Raw genomic sequence first — 21,211 nt, forward strand, 5'->3', positions numbered from 1 at the left:
GGCATGGCAAAAGGACAGGCAAAGTGCTTACCCACCTTGGCAAGAGCTGTCGGAGACCCGCACTTAATCTCCCATCAGCGTTTAGAGGATGTTTGGGGTCATAGACTGATCCACAAAAAGTTGAGCCATATCATGGATGAAATGGGCATAAATCTGACCGTTTTCATTTTCCACACGACCTGAATTTATCCATGCACTGGCGTCCAGCAAGACGGTGCCGTCGGCATTGCCCGAGACCTGCAAGCTGCCCGAAGTGGTGCCCGACAACACGTCCTGCAAGCCAATACTCTCGACGTTTTGCGGTGTCTTAACACCCTCAGTCAACGTTTGGAACCAAGCATCCGCCACTTCATGCGTTTGACCATCGGTGCTTGTATAGCTGGAAACACCTTGCAGAAGGTTGCCGTTTTGATGGGTGATGGTGCTGTCATGGCTCAAGTTGATGCTGATCACACCCACGTCTTTCAAGCTGCGCAATTCGCCGGCATCGGTGAGACCGTTACCGTTGGCATCTTGCCAAACCTTGAGTTCGTCAAACACTGCGTCCTGGGCGTCCATCTTTCCATCGACATTGCTGTCGTGTTGGGCCAGCGCGGTCCAACCAGTGGTCGCCTTCTGACCGTCGGCCAGCAAAGTGCTGTTGCCAAACAGCTCTGCACCGCTGTTGATTTTGCCGTCCTTGTTCAAGTCCATGGCCAGCAAACCATCGTGCGCATCAACCCAGCCGGTGGCCTGGGCTGTGCCAGTGGCTTGCAAGTCAAACATCGCGCCATGCGAGATGTCTACCGTCTGCACGCCATCGCCGTTCAAGTCAAGTACCAACGGGCTGTCGTATCTGGTCAGGCCAGCTGTACCTGGGTTGACCTTGATCATGTTGAACAAGTTGTACGTGACGCCGTTGTGCGTGATGGTGGAATAAAACACATCGCCTGGGCTTGCCGTCAAATTACCAAGGGACTTGCTGTTGGTGGCACCACTGATGGTGAATGCGTCAATCTGCGATCCATTTTTGTACGTGATGATCGTGTCGCCCTGCCATGCTGGATTCCAATAATCCACGATGACGGCGTTGGTTGTCACGCTGCTGTTGGCACTGGAGCTTGTCGAGGTTGTGCCATAAAAACCAGCTGTGAGCGATGACGAGAAGCGTGTGTCCACATTGAAGGTGGATTGGCCTGTGCTGCCGTTGTTACCTGCCGCGTCGTTGTAGCCATTCAGGGCCACCACGATGTGGTTACCCGTCGTATTGGTTTCTGTCGTGGGCGTATAAACGGCGGTCCATTTGCTGTCGCTCACCTTTGTCAAGGCAGACAAGCCACCCGCACCCGCACCGCCTGCGCTGTTTTGAATGGACACATCGTTGATGTCAAAGTTCGCCACGTTTTCAGAGAACTGGAACGTGACGGTGGAGGTTTGACCCATCGACAAAGCCACATTGGACATGGTGACGGCCACGGTAGGCGCAGCTGTGTCAACGGTCAATGCATTGGCAAATTTGGCCACGGTTTGAATGCCTGAACCGTTTTCGCGCACTTGCACTGCATTGGCTGCATAGCTGCCTGCACCCAGCACAAAGCTTGTACCAGAACCGGTGGTCCAAGTCGTGCCACTGTCGGTGGAGTAAGACCATGTATTGGAAGACAGCGACCAGTTCACATTCATCGTGCCATTGCTGGTGATGAAGTCGGACGCGCTGGCGCCTGTGTCACTGGCCAGAGCAAGGCTCACGGCGCTGTTCGAAAAAGAAGCCGCAGACAATGTTGCGATGCCAGAGCTGTAGGCTGTTGCGCCACCTCGGGTCGTCACGTTCAGGGCTTGGCCCAGAGTGGCAACCACCGTATTGTCCGCCGCCACGGCGGACAGTGCGGTGTAGCCCACATCGTTGTCGTTCCAGCGCACCAAAGTGCTGGCCGCCAAATACACCGCTTGCGACACGCTGGCACCGCTCAGTGAAGTCCAAGTGCTTCCATTGAAATACTCCCACTTGCCCGGCGTCGTGTCAGCACCCGTCTCGGTGGCGGCACTGGTGATGGCATAGCCCACCACGCTGCCATCGGCATCGGTGGCAGCAGGCATCAGCGAGCTGATGGCCATACCGCCAGATACCTGCAGTGGGGTACTGTTGTACTGAATAGCAATACCTACGCCACTTGGACCGCCACTAATGGTGTCAGTCACGCTCAAGCTGTTGATGGCTGTGGAGGAAGTGATGCTGTACACACCACCACCATTTCCTATGATGGTGTTGCCACTGACACTCGTTCCGGTCGGGCTCAAATTAGCACTATTGAGAACCAAATCAACACCATTGACTTGGAAAGACAGTGTGTCTTTATTGGTGCCGTCGTTGTTAAGGGCATCTAACTCAATCTTGACCTGATATACCGGCTTGTCAAACAACACGCTCAACGATTCTGTCCTGTCTTTGTCGCCAATCCAAATGAAAGCAGAAGGACTCGTCCCGTAAGATGCCGTTGGTGTGATATCACCCGTCGCCGTGATGTTGGTGGTGATGCCGCCCAGGCTAGAGCTGCCATAGCTGGCGGTCCTGTTCCAGATGGGCGTTCCACCGACAACAGGCAACAAACCCGCCGCCGCTGTTGCGTTGGTCGATGAGAAAACAGGTGCCAAATTCGGGTCGTTGTTGGTCACCACCAGGCCCGACTTGACCAACACTTGGCTGTTGGTAGCCAAGTTTTGGTAAACGTTGAAGTTGCTGGTTCCGTTGCTCACTGTGCCTGCGTTGAACCAGTAGCCCGCGTCTGGCGACAACACCAAGGAGTCGTTGGTCGAGCCATCGACCACCAACTGGTGATCAGAGGTACTCGCGCTCAACGCTGTGCCCGTCACGTTGGTCCAAGTGTTGCCATCGGCACTGACCGAACCGGTGCGGATGAGATTAAAGCCCGCCATGTCGTTCACATCTTTGGCTGTCAGCGTCAGCGTGTTGGCTGACGTGTCGGTGGCCAAGTCGATGCGCTCGATGCTTTCGATGCGGCTGTTTTCTTCCAGGCCCATGGCACCGGCGTTGGTGATGGTCGTCAGGTTCAGGTTGGCACCGCCGCTCAAGCGGATGGTGTCAAAACCGCCACCACCGCTCACGCTGGCCTTGGCTGTCTGCCCTGCAGCCACGTTGCCCAAGTTGGTCACATCGGTGCCTGTCAGCACGATGGTGTCGTTGCCCATGCCCGCAAAGAAACGGTCCACCCCACCGCCGCCGGTCAGTGTGTCGTTGGCTGTTGAGCCGAGGATGGCTTCAGATGCGGCGGTGCCTGTCACAGCGCCGTTGCCGATGACCGGTGTGGTCAGCCACTGCGTGCCACCGAAGACGATTTTGTAGGTTTGAGAATTCCCAAAATTGGTGTCCTCGGCAATCACCAGATCGTTCAAACCGTCGCCATCAAAGTCACCCGCAAACGACACAGCTTGGGCCGTGGTTGAGGTGGTGTTGGTCGAATAGGTGAGCTTGAAGCCTTGTGATGCGGCGATGGTGCCTGTGCTCACACTGACTTCTGCGCCCGTGGCTTTGCCGTAGACCACATAAGACGAACCGTTGGTGGAACCCACGATCACATCGGCAAAGCCGTCGCCGTTCAGGTCACCCGCGCCTGAGACTTGGCTCAAGCCTGCGCCATTGGCGGTGTTGCCCAAAATGCGGAAGCCTTGCGTTGCGGCAATTGTGCTGGCCGCCAAGCTGACCGACGTGGGGGCAGAGCCGCCATACACGACATAAGCTGCGGTGTAGCTTTGGTCAGCATCGGTGCCCACGATCAAGTCGGCATAACCGTCACCGTTCACATCGCCTGCGCTGGACACACTGGTACCCAAGTGGTAGCCGGTGCTGTTGGTTAAACCGGTGACTTTGAAGCCTTTGCCTGCGGTGACCAGCGCATTCATGTCGCCGCCGGTTGCGCCGCCAAAGATCACATATGTTGCGCCGTCAGCGTTCGACAATGCCCCGTTGGCACTGACGATCACATCGGCCAGGCCGTCGCCGTTCACGTCACCCGCGCCCGACACCGAAAAGCCGGCATTCTCGTTCACACCGCCCGTGAGCCTGAATCCGTCTGCCGCCGCAATGCTGCCATTGGTGCCCAACGTCAAGGTGGTGGCATTGGTCTTGCCGTAAACCACATAAGCTGCGCCGCCACTGGATGTGAAATTGGCGCCCGCATAGCCAATGACAAAGTCACTGATGCCGTCACCGTTCATGTCACCCACGCCAGCGACACTGTCACCCATAGAGCCATAACCAGTGCCCGCAACAATCTTGAAGCCACGCGCTGCGGCAATCGTGCCACTGGAGAGGTTCAGTGCAGCGGGGGCGGCACTGCCATACACCACAAAAGCCGCACCGGCGTTGGTGCCACCCTGGCTGTCCGAAGGGGCACTGATCAACACATCGGCAAAACCGTCGCCGTTGATGTCGCCAATGCCCGACACCGATGTTCCAAAGTAATTTGTTCCGTGAATTTTGAAACCTTGGTCGGCAGCAATCACACCGTTGCTCATGACCGGATCTTTGTCCAGATTCAAGCCTTCGCCCAACGCATTGCCGTAAATGACGTACACGCCCGACTCATTTGAGCCCGCCACACCGACCAACAAGTCGTCGTAACCGTCACCATTGAAGTCACCGGCTGTGGCCACCGAGCGCAAGTACGAGCTGGTAGACGATGCACTCGTGAACGACGAAGGCACCGCATAGCTGTTGTCCGCCGATTGGGTGGAGAAGTTCAGCTGAAGGTCGCTGTTCATGCCCGAATAGGCTAAGCCCGAATTGTCTTGAATGGCGTTGTCACTGATCTTGATGAAGTAATCGGTGGCAGCCGCTAAGTTGGCTGTGGGGTTGATCGTCAAGGTGCTGGTGCCCCAACCGGTAACCAGCGTGCTGATGTTCACGTCAAACGCTTGCACGGGCTGGCCCGTGGTCTTGTTCCACAACTGGATAAAACCATTGCCCTTGACCACGTTCTCGCTGAACTGCAGCGTGATGTTGTTGCCCAAATTGGCTGTGTTGACATAGTCGTTGTCGGCGGGTGTGCTCCACAACAGGGTTGGAGCTTGGGTGTCCACCGTGACGCCCTGCTGCACCAGCACCTGCGAGTTGGTCGCGGTGTTTTGGTACACGGTGTATTGGGACGTGCCGTTGCTGACCACGCCCACGTTGGACCATGCGCCGCCATTGGCCGTGAGTGCCACCGTGTCGTTGCTGCCGCCGTCCACCACCATTTGGTGGTAACTGGTGATGTTGCTCAAGGCGCTGCCACTGACGTTGGTCCAGGTCTTGCCGTCCACACTGGCGCTGCCGGTGTGAATTTGGTTGAAACCCGCCATGTCGTTGACGTCTTTGTTTGAGATATTGAGCACGTTGGCCGCTGTGTCGGTGGCCATGTCGATGCGCTCAATGCCTTCGATGCGGCTGGTCTCGTCGATGCCCATGGCCGCAGCGTTGCCGACTTTGAGCAGGTCCAAGTTGGCGCCACCGCTCAAGCGAATCGTGTCAAAACCTGTGCCGCCGCTGACCGTGGTCTTGGCGGTTTGGCCCGTGCTGTTGTTTTGCAAATTGGCGATGTCGCTGGCCGTCAGCACGATGGTGTCGTCGCCGCGTCCTGCAAAGAAACGGTCTACCCCACCACCACCGGTGATGGTGTCGTTGCCCGCAGAGCCAATCAAGGCTTCGCTGCCCGTTGTGCCCGAGAAGGTGCCTGCACCGTCCATCGCAGCCGTCACCCACTGCGTGCCGCCCAGCACCACGTTGTAGCTTCCCGAGACGCCGCTCAACCTGGCCGACACCAACAGGTCATTCAAGCCATCGCCGTTGATGTCGCCGGCACTGGCCACAGCAAAACCGACTGCACCTTTGAGCTTGAAGCCATTGCTGGCCGCGATGTTGCCGCTGGCATCGATGGCCACGTTGGTGCCGCTGGCGTTGCCATACACCACATAGGTGCTGGCAGTGGTGTTGCCGTTGTCGTCACGACCACTGATGATCATGTCACTCAAGCCATCACCGTTGATGTCGCCCGCGCTGGAGATGTCCTTCCCATAGGGTCCGAGGTGATCGCCAACCAGTGCACTGGAAATCTGGAAACCGCGCGAAGCTGCAATCACCCCCGAGCTGCTGGGCAGGTCAATGTCCAGCACGTTGCCGCTGCTGTTGCCATACACAACATACACGGCACCACCAACCACACCGGGTTGATAAGGGGAGCTGATCATCACATCGGCCAGGCCATCGCCGTTGACATCGCCGGCACTGGAGACGGCAAAACCAAAACGCGAATACGAGCTGTTGTTACCGGTGTCACCCAAAATTCTGAAGCCCTGGCTGGCTGCAATGCCATTGGTCGCGTTCAATTGCACCGACGTGCCTGTGTTGTTGCCATACACCACATAAACCATGCCACGCCCATTGGTCACGTTGTTGGGCGCACTCACAATGAAGTCAGCCAAACCATCACCGTTGACATCGCCTGCCCCATAGACAGATTGCCCCAAATCCGTCACGTTACTGCTCAAAACGTTGTAGCCCATATCGGGGGTGAACTGGGTGTACGACGTCAGGGTGACGGATTGATTGCCCGTCTTGCCGTAAATGACGTACACCTCGCGGCCTGTATTCGCATCTGTAGTCACCAGCAAATCGCTCAAGCCATCGCCGTTGACGTCGCCTGCATTGCTGACCGCATGCCCCCAATAGCTTTCATCGAGTTTGATTTGGTAACCCATGTTGGCTGTGAATCCCGTACCAACGTTCAAACCTGTTGCAAACACGGTGCTGGCGTTGCTTTTGCCAAAAACTACATAGGCCGATTCACGGTACGACGCATCACCATATTTCGCGGTCACCACCAGGTCGGCGAGGCCGTCACCGTTGGTGTCTCCTGCACTGTTGACCGCGATACCAAAGTAATCGCCCGTCTGACCTGACACAATTTTGAAGCCCGCACTGGCGGCAATGCTGCCAGCACTCAAGTTAGGAACGGTGCCATTGGCATTGCCGTACACCACAAAAGCAGCACCCCCTGTGGAGGACAGGCCATTCATGCCAGCGCCCACAATGAAGTCGTCGTAACCGTCGCCGTTGAAGTCACCGATGGTGGACAAGTCTTCAATGGCCATGATGCCGTTGACGGGCACCACAATGGCACCGCTGGCATCTGCTGTAGTGAAGTTCAAAGTAGTTGCATTGGCAATGCCTGCGTAGGCGTTGCCCGCCACGTCTTTCACCGCCGTCGCCGCGATCTTGATGTAATAGCCGGTGTTGGCCAACAAGTCGGCCGTGGGGTTGATGGTCAGGCTGCTACCGCTCCAAGTCAGCGCGGTGCTGGTGGCGGCGTCAAAGCTTTGCACCAGGGTGCCGTCGGCTTTAAACAATTCAACCAGGCCCGTGCCTTTGGCCACCGCTTCATTGAAGCTGAGCACCAAATTGTTGCCCACAGCCATCAGGTAGCCGTTATCGCTGGGGCTGCTACCCGCCAGCAGCGGTGCTGTCTGGTCAACTGTGATGTCGGCTGCGTTGGTGGCAATCAGCGCACCGGTTTGCACGTTGCCTGCCAAGTCGGTCTCGCGCAATTTCACACTGCCTGCGGCGTAAGTGCCTGCAGCCAGCGTGAAGCTGGTGCCGCTGCCCACAAGCCATGTGCTGCCAGCATCTGTGCTGTATTCCCAAGTCGCGCCGCTCTCAAGTGCGCCCACAGTCACGGTGCCATTTTGGCTGATGCCGTCTGTCGGGCTGCTGCCGGTGTCGGTCAGCGTCAACGTGCCAATGGCGGGGGCTGTGGTGTCCACTTTGTAGCTGATGTTGTCGATGATGCCCGCGAAGTTCTGCGAGCCGCCATTGCCAGCAGCGTCGGTGATGGTGCCGCCGTTCAGACCCAACGAGTTGGCATTGACGCCAAGACCATTGATATCGGTCTGGCCGTCCAAGATGGTGTAGCTGAAGCTCAATGCAGTTGAGCCCGTACCGCTCACGTAGTTGGCCGTGACCAAGGTACCGCCAATATTGAGCTTGATCTGTGGCGTACCGGTCACGTTCACCAACTCGCTGAAGGTGACGGTGACGGTGACGGTGTCACCCGCATTCAAGAAGTTGTTTTGAATGCCCGTAGTGCCAGTGATGGCCACGCTGGTGGCCATCGGGGCCAAGGCAAACAAGAAGGTGTCGCTGATGCTGGCTGTTCCGTCACTGGCGGTGACTTTGATGTTGAAGTCAATCGTCGAGGTGGGTGTGCCGCTGAAGGTGCGGGTGGCCGCATCAAAGGTCAGCCAAGTTGGCAACGCTGTGCCGTCACCGCGAGTGGCGGTGTAGGTGAGCGTGCTGTCGGGGTCGCTGAAGGTGCCTACGGGAATGGTGTAGGTAAAGGCGTTACCCAGCACCGCTGTTTGGTCAGAGATGGCTGCGGCAACCACGGGGGCGTCATTGGCGCCTGTGATGGTCACAGTCACAACTTTGGCTGTGCCGTCTGCTGCTGTCACAGTGAACGTGTCGGTCAGCGTGGCAGAGGCTGCCAAGGCTTGCACTGTCGTGTTGCTGTTGTCGAGCGTGTAGGCCCACACACCTGCAGCTGTCATGGTGTAAGTGCCATAGCCACCAGTGCTGGCTGTGGCTGTGCTGACAGCCGTAAAGGCGTTGGCTGTGCCGTCCACATCGGTGGAGGTCAAGGTGCCACTGGCTGTGGGTGTGCCTGGGGTTGCATTGGCCACGCCGCCCGCTTCGGTCACTGCACCGGTTGCGGTGCCGCTGATGACAGCGGCGTCGTTGACGGCATTTACCGTGATGCCCACCTTCCCCACTTCAAGAGAGTAAGCGGTGCTGCCGCCCGTGCCAGAAATGGCCACTTTGCTGCCCACGGTGGCGCCGTTGGTCTTGTCCCAAGCCAAATACAAGAATGCATTGTCGATGGCGCCGTTCCAGTTGGCATTGGGCTTGAAGAAAACGCGGCTGTTGGCATCTAAAAGCAAAGCGTTGCTGATGCTCAGCCCGCTGCCCGATTGCCATGTCACACCGTTGTCGGTGGTGTAGTAGAGCGTGCCATTGCCGTTGACGCTGGTGATGGCGATGCCCTTGACTGCGGTGGGCACGGTGTCCGCATCGCTGATGACTGGGAAGATGTCGCTGACAGCCAAGCCTGCGGTGGTGTTGCCGTTGCTCGGTGCCAATGCGTCTTCGTTAAGAGCGGTCAGGCTCAGTGCCGTGGCCGTGTTGATCACGGGCGCGTCGTTGACGGGCGTCAAGTTGACGATGATGCTTTTCTCGGCCGAGCTCCAGTAGTTGGGCAGAGGGCTGCCCAAATTCAAGATCGCGCCAGAGTTGGTCGCAGGCATGCTGTCGTCGGCCACGCGCACCACCAAGTTGCCTTGTTGGGTGCTGGTGTCTGCATTGAGGCCCGGCACAAAGCGCAAGTAGTCGGTGGCTTTCAGGAAGATCGAGGTGGTTGGACCATAAGCGGGTTTGTTGATGGCGGTCCAGCTCGATTTGGTCGCGTCGGCCCAGTACCAGGTGCCTGTGGTGCTGTGGCCTGCGCCAAAGTCCCAGGTGATGCCCACACCGGCGATGCCAGTGCTGTCCACGTCAGTGACTTTTCCGGCCAAGAGGCTGGAAACTTGCTCTTCAAAGGTCACGTCTTCTAGGGTTGTGCGGGTCACGTCTGCCGAGAACACCGGTGCATCGTTCGTGCCGTTGATGGTGACGGTCACCACTTTGGCGGTGCCGTCTGCAGCAGTCACGGTGAAGCTGTCGGTATAGGCCGTACCCGCCTTGAATTCGTCATGTGCCGAGCTCATCACGTAGGTCCATGCGCCTGCTGTGGTCATGCTGAAGCTACCGTAGGTTCCAACCACCCCAGTCAGTGCATTGAAGCTTTGTGTACTGTCCACGTCTGTGATGGTCAAGGCACCGGTCACGGTTTGGGCCGCGTTGGTCTCACTGACCGTCTTGAGCAAGTCACCAGCAATCACAGCTGCGTCGTTGACGGGTGCCATGTTGATGGTCAGCGTGCTTTGCGTGGTGTTGCCTGCTGCATCCGTCACCTTGTAGGTGAAGGTCTCCACGGCTGTGGTCTGAATGGCGTCAAGTACCACCGAACGGGCGTAGCTGTAGGTGCCGTTGGCATTCATGGTCAAGGTGCCGTAGGTGCCAGCAGCGCTACCGACGATGGCGTAGCTCTCGCTGCCGTCTTTGTTGGTGTCGTTGGTAGCCACGCTGCCTGTGATGGGCGTGGTGTCTTCGTCAGAGTCCTTGATGTCGGCCACGGCAGTTGCTGCTGTAGTGTCCACTTTGTAGCTGATGTTGTCGGCAACAAGCGCAAAGTTTTGCGTGGCGTTGTTGCCAGAGGCGTCCTTGAGAGTACCGCCGTTCAGGCCCAACGAATTGGCATTGATGCTGATACCGTTGGCATCGGTCTGCCCAGCCAAGATGGTGTAACTAAAGGAAATTGCACTGGTACCTGAGCCACTCACGTAGTTGGCCTTGACCAAAGTGCCACCAATGTTGAGCGTGATCTGTGGCGTACCGGTGATGTAGACCTTCTCACCAAAGTCGACAGTGGCAGTGACCGTGTCACCCTCGTTCAAGAAATTGTTTTGAACACCTGTGCTGCTGGTGATGGCCGCGCTGGTGGCCACAGGGGCAATGCCCACCAAGAAGGTGTCGCTGATGCTGGCCGTGCCATCGCTGGCAGTGACTTTGATATTGAAGTCGATGGTGTCGGTGGGTGTGCCGCTGAAGGTGCGGGTGGCCGCATCAAAGGTCAGCCATGTTGGCAACGCTGTGCCGTCACCGCGTGTGGCGGTGTAGATGAGCGTGCTGTCGGGGTCGCTGATGGTGCCCGCTGGCATGGTGTAGCTAAAGGCGGCACCCAGCACCGCTGTTTGGTCAGGGATGGCTGCGACAACCACGGGGGCGTCGTTTGCACCTGTGATGGTCACGGTCACCACTTTGGCTGTGCCGTCAGCAGCTGTCACGGTAAACGTGTCGGTCAGCGTGGCAGAGGCTGCCAAGGCTTGCACTGTCGTGTTGCTGTTGTTGAGCGTGTAGCTCCACACGCCTGCAGCTGTCATGGTGTAAGTGCCGTAGCCACCAGTGCTGGCTGTGGCTGTGCTGACAGCCGTGAAGGCGTTGGCTGTGCCGTCCACATCGGTGGAGGTCAAGGTGCCACTGGCTGTGGGTGTGCCTGCTGTGCCGTTGGCCACGCCGCCTGCCTCAGTCACTGCACCTGTGTTGGTGCCGCTGATCACAGCTGCATCATTGCTACCTGCAATCGTCACAGTCACCACTTGGGTCGTGCCATCAGCTGCAGCTACGGTGATGCTATCGGTGTAGTTGGTGCCTGCCACAAATTCATCGTGCGCGGTGTTCATGGCATAAGTCCACGAACCGTCCGTGGCAATGCTGAACTTGCCGTAACCGTTGCTGCCTGCTACGTTGGTTTGGGCAATGAACAGGTTGGCTGTGCCGTCCACGTCTGTGGAGGCCAAGGTACCCATCGTTGACTGAACAACGTTGGTTTCTGTCAAGGCACCGGTTGCGGTGCCGCTGATCACTGCAGCGTCGTTGCTGCCTGTGATCGTGACGGTCACTACTTTGGCTGTGCCGTCTGCTGCTGTCACGGTGAACGTGTCGGTCAACGTGGCAGAGGCTGCCAAGGCTTGCACTGTCGTGTTGCTGTTGTTGAGCGTATAGCTCCACACGCCTGCAGCTGTCATGGTGTACGAGCCGTAGCCACCAGTGCTGGCCGTGGCTGTGCTAACAGCCGTGAAGGCATTGGCTGTACCGTCCACATCGGTGGAGGTCAAGGTGCCACTGGCTGTGGGTGTGCCTGCTGTGGCATTGGCTACGCCACCTGCCTCAGTCACTGCACCAGTGGTGGTGCCGCTGATGATGGCCGCGTCATTGGTGCCTGTGATGTTGATGGTGATCAGCTTGGCTGTGCCGTCTGCTGCGCCCACAGCAAACGTGTCCGTCAGAGTTGCACCAGCTGCCAAGGCTTGCACTGTCGTGTTTGCGTTATTGAGTGTGTAAGCCCACACGCCTGCAGCGGTCATGGTGTATGTGCCGTAACCACCAATACTGGTGGCAGCGGTGCTGACAGCCATAAAGGCGTTGGCTGTGCCGTCCACATCGGTGGAGGTCAAGGTGCCACTGGCTGTGGGTGTGCCAGCGATGGCATTAGACACGCCACCGGCTTCGGTTACTGCGCCTGAACTGGTGCCGCTGATGACAGCTGAGTCGTTGGTACCCGCAATCGTCACAGTTACCACGTGGGTAGTGCCATCGGCTGCCGCCACGGTGATGCTATCTGTGTAATTGGTGCCTGCCACAAATTCATCGTGCGCGGTGTTCATGGCGTAAGTCCACGAACCGGCCGTGGTCATGCTGAACTTGCCGTAACCGTTGCTGCCTGCTACGTTGGTTTGGGCAATGAACAGGTTGGCTGTGCCGTCCACGTCTGTGGAGGTCAAGGTACCCATCGTTGACTGAGTTACGTTGGTTTCTGTCAAGGCACCCGTGCTGGTGCCGCTGATGACGGCCGCGTCATTGGTGCCTGTGATGGTCACAGTCACTACTTTGGCTGTGCCGTCTGCTGCTGTCACAGTGAACGTGTCGGTCAGCGTGGCAGAGGCTGCCAAGGCTTGCACTGTCGTGTTGCTGTTGTTGAGCGTGTAGCTCCACACGCCTGCAGCTGTCATGGTGTATGTGCCATAGCCACCAGTGCTGGCTGTGGCTGTGCTGACAGCCGTGAAGGCGTTGGCTGTGCCGTCCACATCGGTGGAGGTCAAGGTGCCACTGGCTGTGGGTGTGCCTGCTGTGCCGTTGGCTACGCCGCCTGCTTCGGTCACTGCACCGGTTGCGGTGCCGCTGATCACAGCTGCATCATTAGCACCTGTGATGGTCACGGTCACTACTTTGGCTGTGCCGTCTGCTGCTGTTACGGTGAACGTGTCGGTCAACGTGGCAGAGGCTGCCAGGGCTTGCACTGTCGTGTTGCTGTTGTTGAGCGTGTAAGCCCACACGCCTGCAGCTGTCATGGTGTAAGTGCCGTAGCCACCAGTGGTGGCTGTGGCTGTGCTGACAGCCGTGAAGGCATTGGCTGTGCCGTCCACATCGGTGGAGGTCAAGGTGCCACTGGCTGTGGGTGTGCCTGCTGTGCCGTTAGCTACGCCGCCTGCTTCGGTCACTGCACCGGTTGCGGTGCCGCTGATCACAGCTGCATCGTTCGCACCTGTGATGGTCACGGTCACTACTTTGGCTGTGCCGTCAGCTGCTGTCACCGTAAACGTGTCGGTCAGCGTGGCAGAGGCTGCCAAGGCTTGCACTGTCGTGTTGCTGTTGTTGAGCGTGTAGCTCCACACGCCTGCAGCTGTCATGGTGTACGTGCCGTAGCCGCCAGTGGTGGCTGTGGCTGTGCTGACAGCTGTGAAGGCGTTGGCTGTACCGTCCACATCGGTGGAGGTCAAGGTGCCACTGGCTGTGGGTGTGCCTGGGGTTGCATTGGCCACGCCGCCCGCTTCGGTCACTGCACCGGTTGCGGTGCCGCTGATGATGGCGGCATCGTTCACCGCAGCCACATTAAATGTCAGCGTGTTGGGCGTGGTGTCTTCGTTGTTGTTGGCGCGATTGTCTTGCACCTTGAACAGAAAGCTGGCGTAGTTGCTGCCATTGCCGTTCAGAGCCCCTTGGTAGGTCAGCTTGCCGGCGTCCAGGTCGGCCTTGGTGATCACATCGTCGACTTGCACGGCCACACCATTGAGCTTGAGCGTGCCTTGTGCGGGCAAGCCCGCGATCTTTACACCCGTCAATGTGTGCCCCTGGGTACTGTTGTAACCAAAAGCCGCTGCAGTCACCACAAAAGCAGTGTCTTCTGTCGCATTGAGGGTGTTGTCTGCCCCTTGCGGCCCACTGCCCGTCAATACCAAACTGGCAATATTGGTCAGGTTCAGAGAGCCATTGGCATCTTGAGCAATCACATCAAATTGCAGTGTGCCCTCGCTCAAGCCCTGTGTATCGATGTCTTGCACGCTGAAGGTGCCGTCGGCAAGCACCAAGGCAGTGGCTGTGACTTCTTGATATTGCTCATCGTGAATGAGGAGCGTCAACACCGTGCCGGGCAGCAACGCTGGCGCCACCCCCTGCACATCGATCATCATGTTCTCGTCCAAGACATGGGTGGTCAGGGTCACAGGCTCTTGCATGTGGTTACCAGACAGCACGACAGAGCCAGGGGTTTGCACACCCGCAGCAGAGGCAATGATGCTGACATTGCCAGCCCCAAACATCCCTGTCCAGACGTTAAGAATGCTGAACTCCCCGCCCGCAATAACCGCCGTCGCCGTTCTGCTGTTGCCAAACGCGTCGGTGAACAAGACAGTGACCAGGGTGCCATCGACGATGCCCAATGCACTGCCAGACAACTTGATGTTGCCAAATTCGTTTTCAGTGGCAGTGAAAAAGATGGACGGGCCGAGGTTGATGAGCTGTGTGATGGGCATGGCGGTGGACAGTTAAAAGCACGCGATGTACACACATCGCATTTAAGAATATCTAAGAACTCAATTTTGAAGCCAAATATCCCTCAATAACTAAAAATAAATCATTTCGTATCAATTTATTACGTATTAATCGACCAATTCACCAAAAAGAGCATCAGGGGCCGATCAATCGGCCCCTGACCGCCTTAGAGCAGGGTTTGGATCAGAGACTGATCGACAAACAAGTTAGCCAAGCCATTGGTGTATTGGGTGTAACTGCGACCCACCTCAAACCCGTATTCAGCACCATAGGTGTTGATCATGGTGGTGCCGCCCAAGTTGGTCACTTTCGACCAGTTGGCGCTGTCGGCCAACTGCATGTGGTTAGTCGGTGACCCGCCATTACCTTGAACCACCAGCATCTTGGACTCGTCCACGCCCACCGTGGCCAAGTTGTCCGTTGCACCCGACAAATCAAGAACGTCTTGCAAGTTGATCTTGACCTTGTTACCGCTACCTTGGTGCAGATCGATCACCGTGAAGTTATCGATCTTGGCAGCCACCGTGGCGTTGGTCAGATCCAACACGTTGTTGAGGCCTGAGATCTTCAGGCTATTGACACCCGCGCCACCGTTAACCACGGCAGTGTTACTTGCAGCCAAGGTATTGACGCTGTTGACGTTGAGAATCACGACGTCGTTGCCCGCCCCTGCATTGATTTGATCCGCACCGCCATTGCCATAAATGACGTCGGCGGTGGCTGTGCCCGTCAACACATCTGCACCTGTGGTGCCTGCTATGTCAGCGACAGCGGTCGCATCGTCCACAAACAATGTGACGCCATTTTTGGTGTATTGGCTGTATTTTCGGGTGGGCGTACCCAACACAAAACCATAGTCCACACCATAAGTGCTCGACAAGGTCGTGCCTGTCAGGCTGTTGGCTACCGTCCAGCTGGCTGCATTCTCCAAAATCACAGCATCACCTGAATCACCGTGCACGACCAACATCTGGGCTTCGTCGACGTTCGCAGTCACAGCGTTGTCCAATGCGCCCGACAGAGTTTGTCCATTGAGCAAATTCAACTTGAGGGTGTTGTTGCCAGAGCCGGTGATGTCCACAACACTGAAGTTATCCACCTTGCTTTGCACTGTGGACAAGGTCATGTCCAGCAACATGTCCGCGCCCGACAGCTTGAGGGTGTTCACACCCGCGCCACCGTTCACAACAGCCGTGTTCACTGCACTCAGGGCAGAAACGTTGGAAGCATTCAACACCACCTTGTCATTGCCGTCACCAGCGCTGATTTGGTCTGCTCCACCGTTACCGACCATCACGTCTTTGCCCGTTGTTCCCGTCATCACATTGACCCCTGTGGTGCCATCAAACCCAGTTGTTGCGGTCGTGGCCACAGTCAGCGAGACGGTATCGGTTGCTGCCGAGTAAGGCGTAGTGCCGCCCGTTGCGTTAATGGGATAGAAAGTCACTTGATTGCCGTTGAGCGTAACCCGGTTGTCGGTGGTGTCCCAAGCCCGAATGGTGAATGCATCGGCGATGGTGCCCTCCACGCCCACGTTGGGACGGAAGTACACCAAAGTTGAGGCATCGGCCTTGAGCAGCAAAGCCGTTTGTTCGCTCAAAGTCGTCAACGAGCTGTAGGTGAACCAAGTCGCGCCACCATCGGCTGAGAAAAACAACTGGCCCAAAGCTTGATTGACCTTGGTCACGGCGATGCCTTTGATGACTGTGGTGCCATCTGCATCGGTGATGCCACCCACCAACGTGGAGACCAATACACCCATAGCTCCAGTCGGTGCTACAACGCTAGTGGCAGGTTGCACAGCCGTCAAGCTCAAAACGGTGTCTGTCAAAACCGGGGCATCGTTCAATCTGTTCACACTGACGTTGCTGTAAACAGATGTTGAACTTTGTTGGCCACTGCTATCGGTCACAGTCCAATAGACTTTGCGCGCACCGCCGATCAAGTCTTCACGCGCATTGTTGAACATGACCGAGTTGAGCAACTGCTCGTATTGCGCTTTGGTCGCAGAACCTGTGAAGGTCAAAACCCCCGTGCTTGTGTTGTAGTTGCCCGTGATGCTGGCCCCAGATGGCATGGTGTAGGTCAGCACATCGCCGGTAACGAAGCCATTGGTGACCCAGTCAACCAAGCTCACCGTAGCGCCCTGCAAGTTATCAGAGTCAACATCGCTCAACTGGATGCTGCCCTTCTTGGCAGAGACAGCGCCCCCGTTTTCATAAAAATCAGAAAACGTCGAGTCGGTAGAGACCAACACAGGGCCATCGTTTGTACCGTTGATGGTAACGGACACCACTTTGGCGGTGCCGTCTGCAGCAGTCACGGTGAAGCTGTCGGTATAGGCCGTATCTGCCTTGAATTCGTCATGTGCCGAGCTCATCACGTAGGTCCATGCGCCTGCTGTGGTCATGCTGAAGCTACCGTAGGTTCCAACCACCCCAGTCAGTGCATTGAAGCTTTGTGTACTGTCCACGTCTGTGATGGTCAAGGCACCGGTCACGGTTTGGGCCGCGTTGGTCTCACTGACCGTCTTGAGCAAGTCACCAGCAATCACAGCCGCATCGTTGACGGGTGCCATGTTGATGGTCAGCGTGCTTTGCGTGGTGTTGCCTGCTGCATCCGTCACCTTGTAGGTGAAGGTTTCCACGGCTGTGGTCTGAATGGCGTCAAGCACCACCGAACGGGCGTAGCTGTAGGTGCCGTTGGCATTCATGGTCAAGGTGCCGTAGGTGCCAGCAGCGCTACCGACGATGGCGTAGCTCTCGCTGCCGTCTTTGTTGGTGTCGTTGGTGGCCACGCTGCCTGTGATGGGCGTGGTGTCTTCGTCAGAGTCCTTGACGTCGGCCACGGCTGTAGGCGTACCGGTATCCACGGTAAATGCCAACGCCGTGCTGGCTGTGGATGTGTTACCACTGGCATCAGTGGCCTTTGCCGTCACACTGTGTGTACCTGTTGCCAAAGCCGTTGTGGGCGTGAAGCTCCATGCGCCGCTGCCATTAGCCGTCGTGGTGCCCAACAGCGTTGTGCCGTCGTACACACTCACCACCGCATTGGCTTCGGTGCTGCCGCTGAAGGTGGGCTTGTCGTCGTTGGTCACGCCGTTAGCTGTGATCGTGCCAGTCACTGGGCCCACATCATCGGTGCCGATCAAGCTGATCGAGCTTGGCGCAACGTTGTCCACGTTGTAACGCCAGTCAAACGCGCCAGGTGTGGACTGCTGACCAAACGTGCCCGTGGTGTTTTCAACCTGCGCGATGTAGTTCACGCTGTCGCTGTTGCCCAAGCCTGAGTTGTCGGTCAACGTCCAAATGCTTTGGCCCGCCGCATTGGTTGTGACGGTGGCCGTGCCCACCTTGATCATCGCGTTGGTGCCGGTGAGCCATGTGCCCTTGGCTGCATCCCATTTGAAGTACAGGTTGTCCTGCCCGCCGCTTTGATAACCAACACCACCCAAATTTCCCACCAAGGTGTTGCCAGCGTAGACCTCAAGTCCCCAGCCTGAGCCCTTATTGATCACCACCATGTTGCCGTCGTTCGGGGTTGTGGGCAAATACACAATGCCTGATCCGTAGTTGCCGTCACCGTTGCTATAAAGCGTCAACGCATTGCCGCTCAAAATCTGGCCGCCAGCCAGTGTGCCAGCCTGCACCACCGTTGCAGTAGCCAAGTTGGGTGTGCGGTACACGTTGACCACTTCGTTGGTGCCCAAGGCTGCGCCCTGTGTGGCTCCGCCCAAAGTACCCACCAGTGTGGGTGTGGTGTCGTTGCTGGTGCCGCCCGACAACACGTTTGTGGCTGTGCCTGCGTTGTCTTCAATACGCGTGATACCCACGGTCAAATTGGACACCGGCACATAGGCGTAGCTGTGGCTGTAAGGCGCGCTGGCGTTGCCTGCGGTGTCCACCACCTTGGCTTGCAAGGTGCTGCTGCCCGACAGGGTCACGCCTGACAAGCTCCAAGTGCTGGTGCCCACCGCCGTTGTAGCGGCAGTCCAAGTCACGCCGTTGTCCAACGAGACCATGACTTTTTCGCCCGTGACCAAGTTGGCGCTCAAGGTGCCTGTGATGTTTTGTGCGGCTACGCTGGTGATGAAGTCGGTGGTCGACGTGCCTGTGTCTGAACTCAATGCTGCGCTGTTGACCGTGGTCACGGGTGCGATGGTGTCTAAGGTAACCACGCGTGTGGCTTGGTTGTTGACGCCCTGGACAGACTCAGATGCGGTGATGGTGTTTGCACCTTCACTCAAAAGATTCCCGTAAATCGCATCCGCGCTGGCATGGAAACCCTGCCATCCGGAGTTGGTCAAGCCTGTCACAGGCGTGCTGCGATTCACCAAAACTGAGCTGTCTAACTGCGCTTTGGTAAGCGTGGACATGTCGGTTGCTGAGGTGTAGATCATCGCGCCGTTCATGTGCGCGTTGGTGTTTTCTGCGCCTACAAGCTTAATGTCGGATAACGAATAAGCGGCCCCCAAGTCAATCTGCACCCAAGCATCTTGACTCACACCAGTCGCCAAACCCATTTGGCTGCCCGATGTTTCTACATAGTGCCCTGCGGTGTAATACGAATTCATATCACGCAGTGAACCTGTCGTGAAAACACTGGCGTTGGAATAAGTCTGCGTCACGCCAGACCAAGTGGCCACGTTTTGCCCCGTTGTTTTTTCGTAAACCTCCATCTCACCAATTGTCAAGATGCCTTTGAGGTCGTATTGCGGGTCGGTGCTGGCCAAGTTCATCAGGCTCTTGCGAACCATGATGTAGCGCACTTTGCTGCCGTCATAGGACCAGTCACCATTGGCATTGGCTGTGACATTGACGTTCTGGCTGTTGATGTTCAGTGTGACCACTGCATTGGCATCTGCTTTGCCTGTAATCAGCAAGGGTTCACTGACGTTGACCAAATCATCGGTAGACACGACGTTGATGGTGACGGGTGCCACCACGTATTCGCTGACCGTGTCGCTGGCCGCAGAGAACGCTGTGGTGCCGTCGTTGACCGAGGCGTTGCCTGTCGATCCGTCGGTGCCTGTAGTGCCGTCCCACGCACGGAAGGTCAGCGCATCGGCCACGGTGCCGCTGGTGCCTGCTGCTGCCTTGAAGTACACGCGGTGGTTGGCGTCTGACGTCAACAGTCTTGCTGTACTTGCGCTGGCATCTGTCAGCTCTGTCCAATGTGAGCCGGCGTCCAAGCTGTAATACAGCTGGCCTTTGGCGCTGTTAATCGCGGTGATGGCAATGCCTTTGGCAGCACCTGTGTCCACATCGCTCACGCCACCCACCAGATCGCTCACCAACATGCCCACTGCGCCCACAGGGGTCGCACCTGTGCCTTGCAACACAGCTGTCATGGTGAGAACGGTATCTGTCAAGACAGGTGCATCGTTGGTGCCGGAGATGGTGACTGTTACCGTTTGATTGGTGCCGTCAGCCGCTTTTGCGGTAAAGGTGTCGGTGTAGGTTTGACCCGCCTTGAACTCGTTGTGTGCGGAGTTCATGTTGTAGGACCAAGCGCCTGCAGTGGTGAGGCTGAAGGTACCGTAGCCCGCTGTACCTGCGGTGCTGGTTTGAGCGATGAAGTTGTTGGCTGCGCCGTCCACATCAGTGGCAGTCAATGTGCCAGTGGCTGTTTGCGCGGCGTTGGTTTCGGTCAATGCACCGGTGGTTGCACCGCCAATCACAGCTGCGTCGTTCGTGCCGTTGATCGTCACTTTCACCGTTTTGATGGTGCCGTCTGCCGCTGTCACGTTGAAGGTGTCTGTCAGCGTTTGTGAGCCAGTCAAGCCTTGCACTGTTGTGTTGCTGTTGTTGACCGTGTATTCCCACACGCCTGCGGCTGTCATGGTGTAAAGTCCGTAGCCGTTTGTGCTGGCTGTAACCCTGGGCACTTCCGTGAAGGCAATAACCCTTTCAACCACGGCTTTCCAGGTTTAGGTGGCGGTGGCACTTGGCGTGCCTGCTGTGACGCTGCCGTCGCCGTTGGCATTGCTGCCTGCTTCTGTCACGGTACCTGTGTTGGTGCCGCTGATCACAGCAGCATCGTTGCTACCTGTGATGGTCACGGTCACTACTTTGGCCGTGCCGTCAGCAGCTGTTACGGTGAACGTGTCGGTCAGCGTGGCAGAGGCTGCCAAGGCTTGCACTGTCGTGTTGCTGTTGTTGAGCGTGTAGCTCCACACGCCTGCAGCTGTCATGGTGTAAGTGCCGTAGCCGCCAGTGCTGGCTGTGGCTGTGCTGACAGCCGTGAAGGCGTTGGCTGTGACGTCCACATCGGTGGAGGTCAAGGTGCCACTGGCTGTAGGTGTGCCTGCTGTGGCATTGGCCACGCCGCCTGCTTCGGTCACTGCACCTGTAGTTGTGCCGCTGATGACGGCTGCGTCGTTTGTGCCGTTGATCGTCACGGTCACCTTTTGGATGGTGCCGTCAGCCGCTGTCACGTTGAAGGTGTCAGTCAGCGTTTGTGAGCCGGTCAAGGCTTGCACTGCTGTGTTTGTGTTGTCGAGCGTGTAGGCCCACACGCCTGCAGCTGTCATGGTGTAAGTGCCATAGCCGCCGATGGTTGTGGCAGCGGTGCTCACAGCCGTGAAGGCATTGGCTGTGCCGTCCACATCGGTCGATGTCAATGTACCTGTGGCATTGGGGGTAACAGCTGTGCCGTTGGCCACGCCGCCTGCTTCAGTCACAGAGCCTGTTTCTTGTG

3 protein-coding genes are annotated in these 21,211 nt (G+C 57.4%); all 3 read right to left on the reverse strand.

Features of this window, described 5'->3' with window-relative positions:
* Positions 1 to 81: 81 nt before the first annotated feature.
* Positions 82 to 14,493 carry a VCBS domain-containing protein gene (locus B9Z33_RS11075; RefSeq protein ID WP_108287014.1) on the reverse strand — a complete coding sequence of 4,804 codons (14,412 nt, stop codon included), beginning with the start codon at positions 14,491 to 14,493 and terminating at the stop codon, positions 82 to 84.
* Between the two features lie 185 nt (positions 14,494 to 14,678).
* Positions 14,679 to 20,429, reverse strand: a complete 5,751-nt coding sequence (locus tag B9Z33_RS11080) for a VCBS domain-containing protein (RefSeq protein ID WP_369916733.1) — start codon at positions 20,427 to 20,429, stop codon at positions 14,679 to 14,681.
* Between the two features lie 12 nt (positions 20,430 to 20,441).
* Positions 20,442 to 21,211, reverse strand: a 770-nt coding sequence (locus B9Z33_RS11085; protein WP_233252795.1) for a VCBS domain-containing protein, incomplete at its 5' end; no start/stop codon positions are given.

This window comes from Limnohabitans sp. T6-20, assembly GCF_003063505.1.
Classification (GTDB): domain Bacteria; phylum Pseudomonadota; class Gammaproteobacteria; order Burkholderiales; family Burkholderiaceae_C; genus Limnohabitans_A.

Excerpts from the sequence above, each read along its gene's own strand:
- B9Z33_RS11075 (WP_108287014.1), bottom strand. The coding sequence starts at position 14,493 with ATGCCCATCACACAGCTCATCAACCTCGGCCCGTCCATCTTTTTCACT.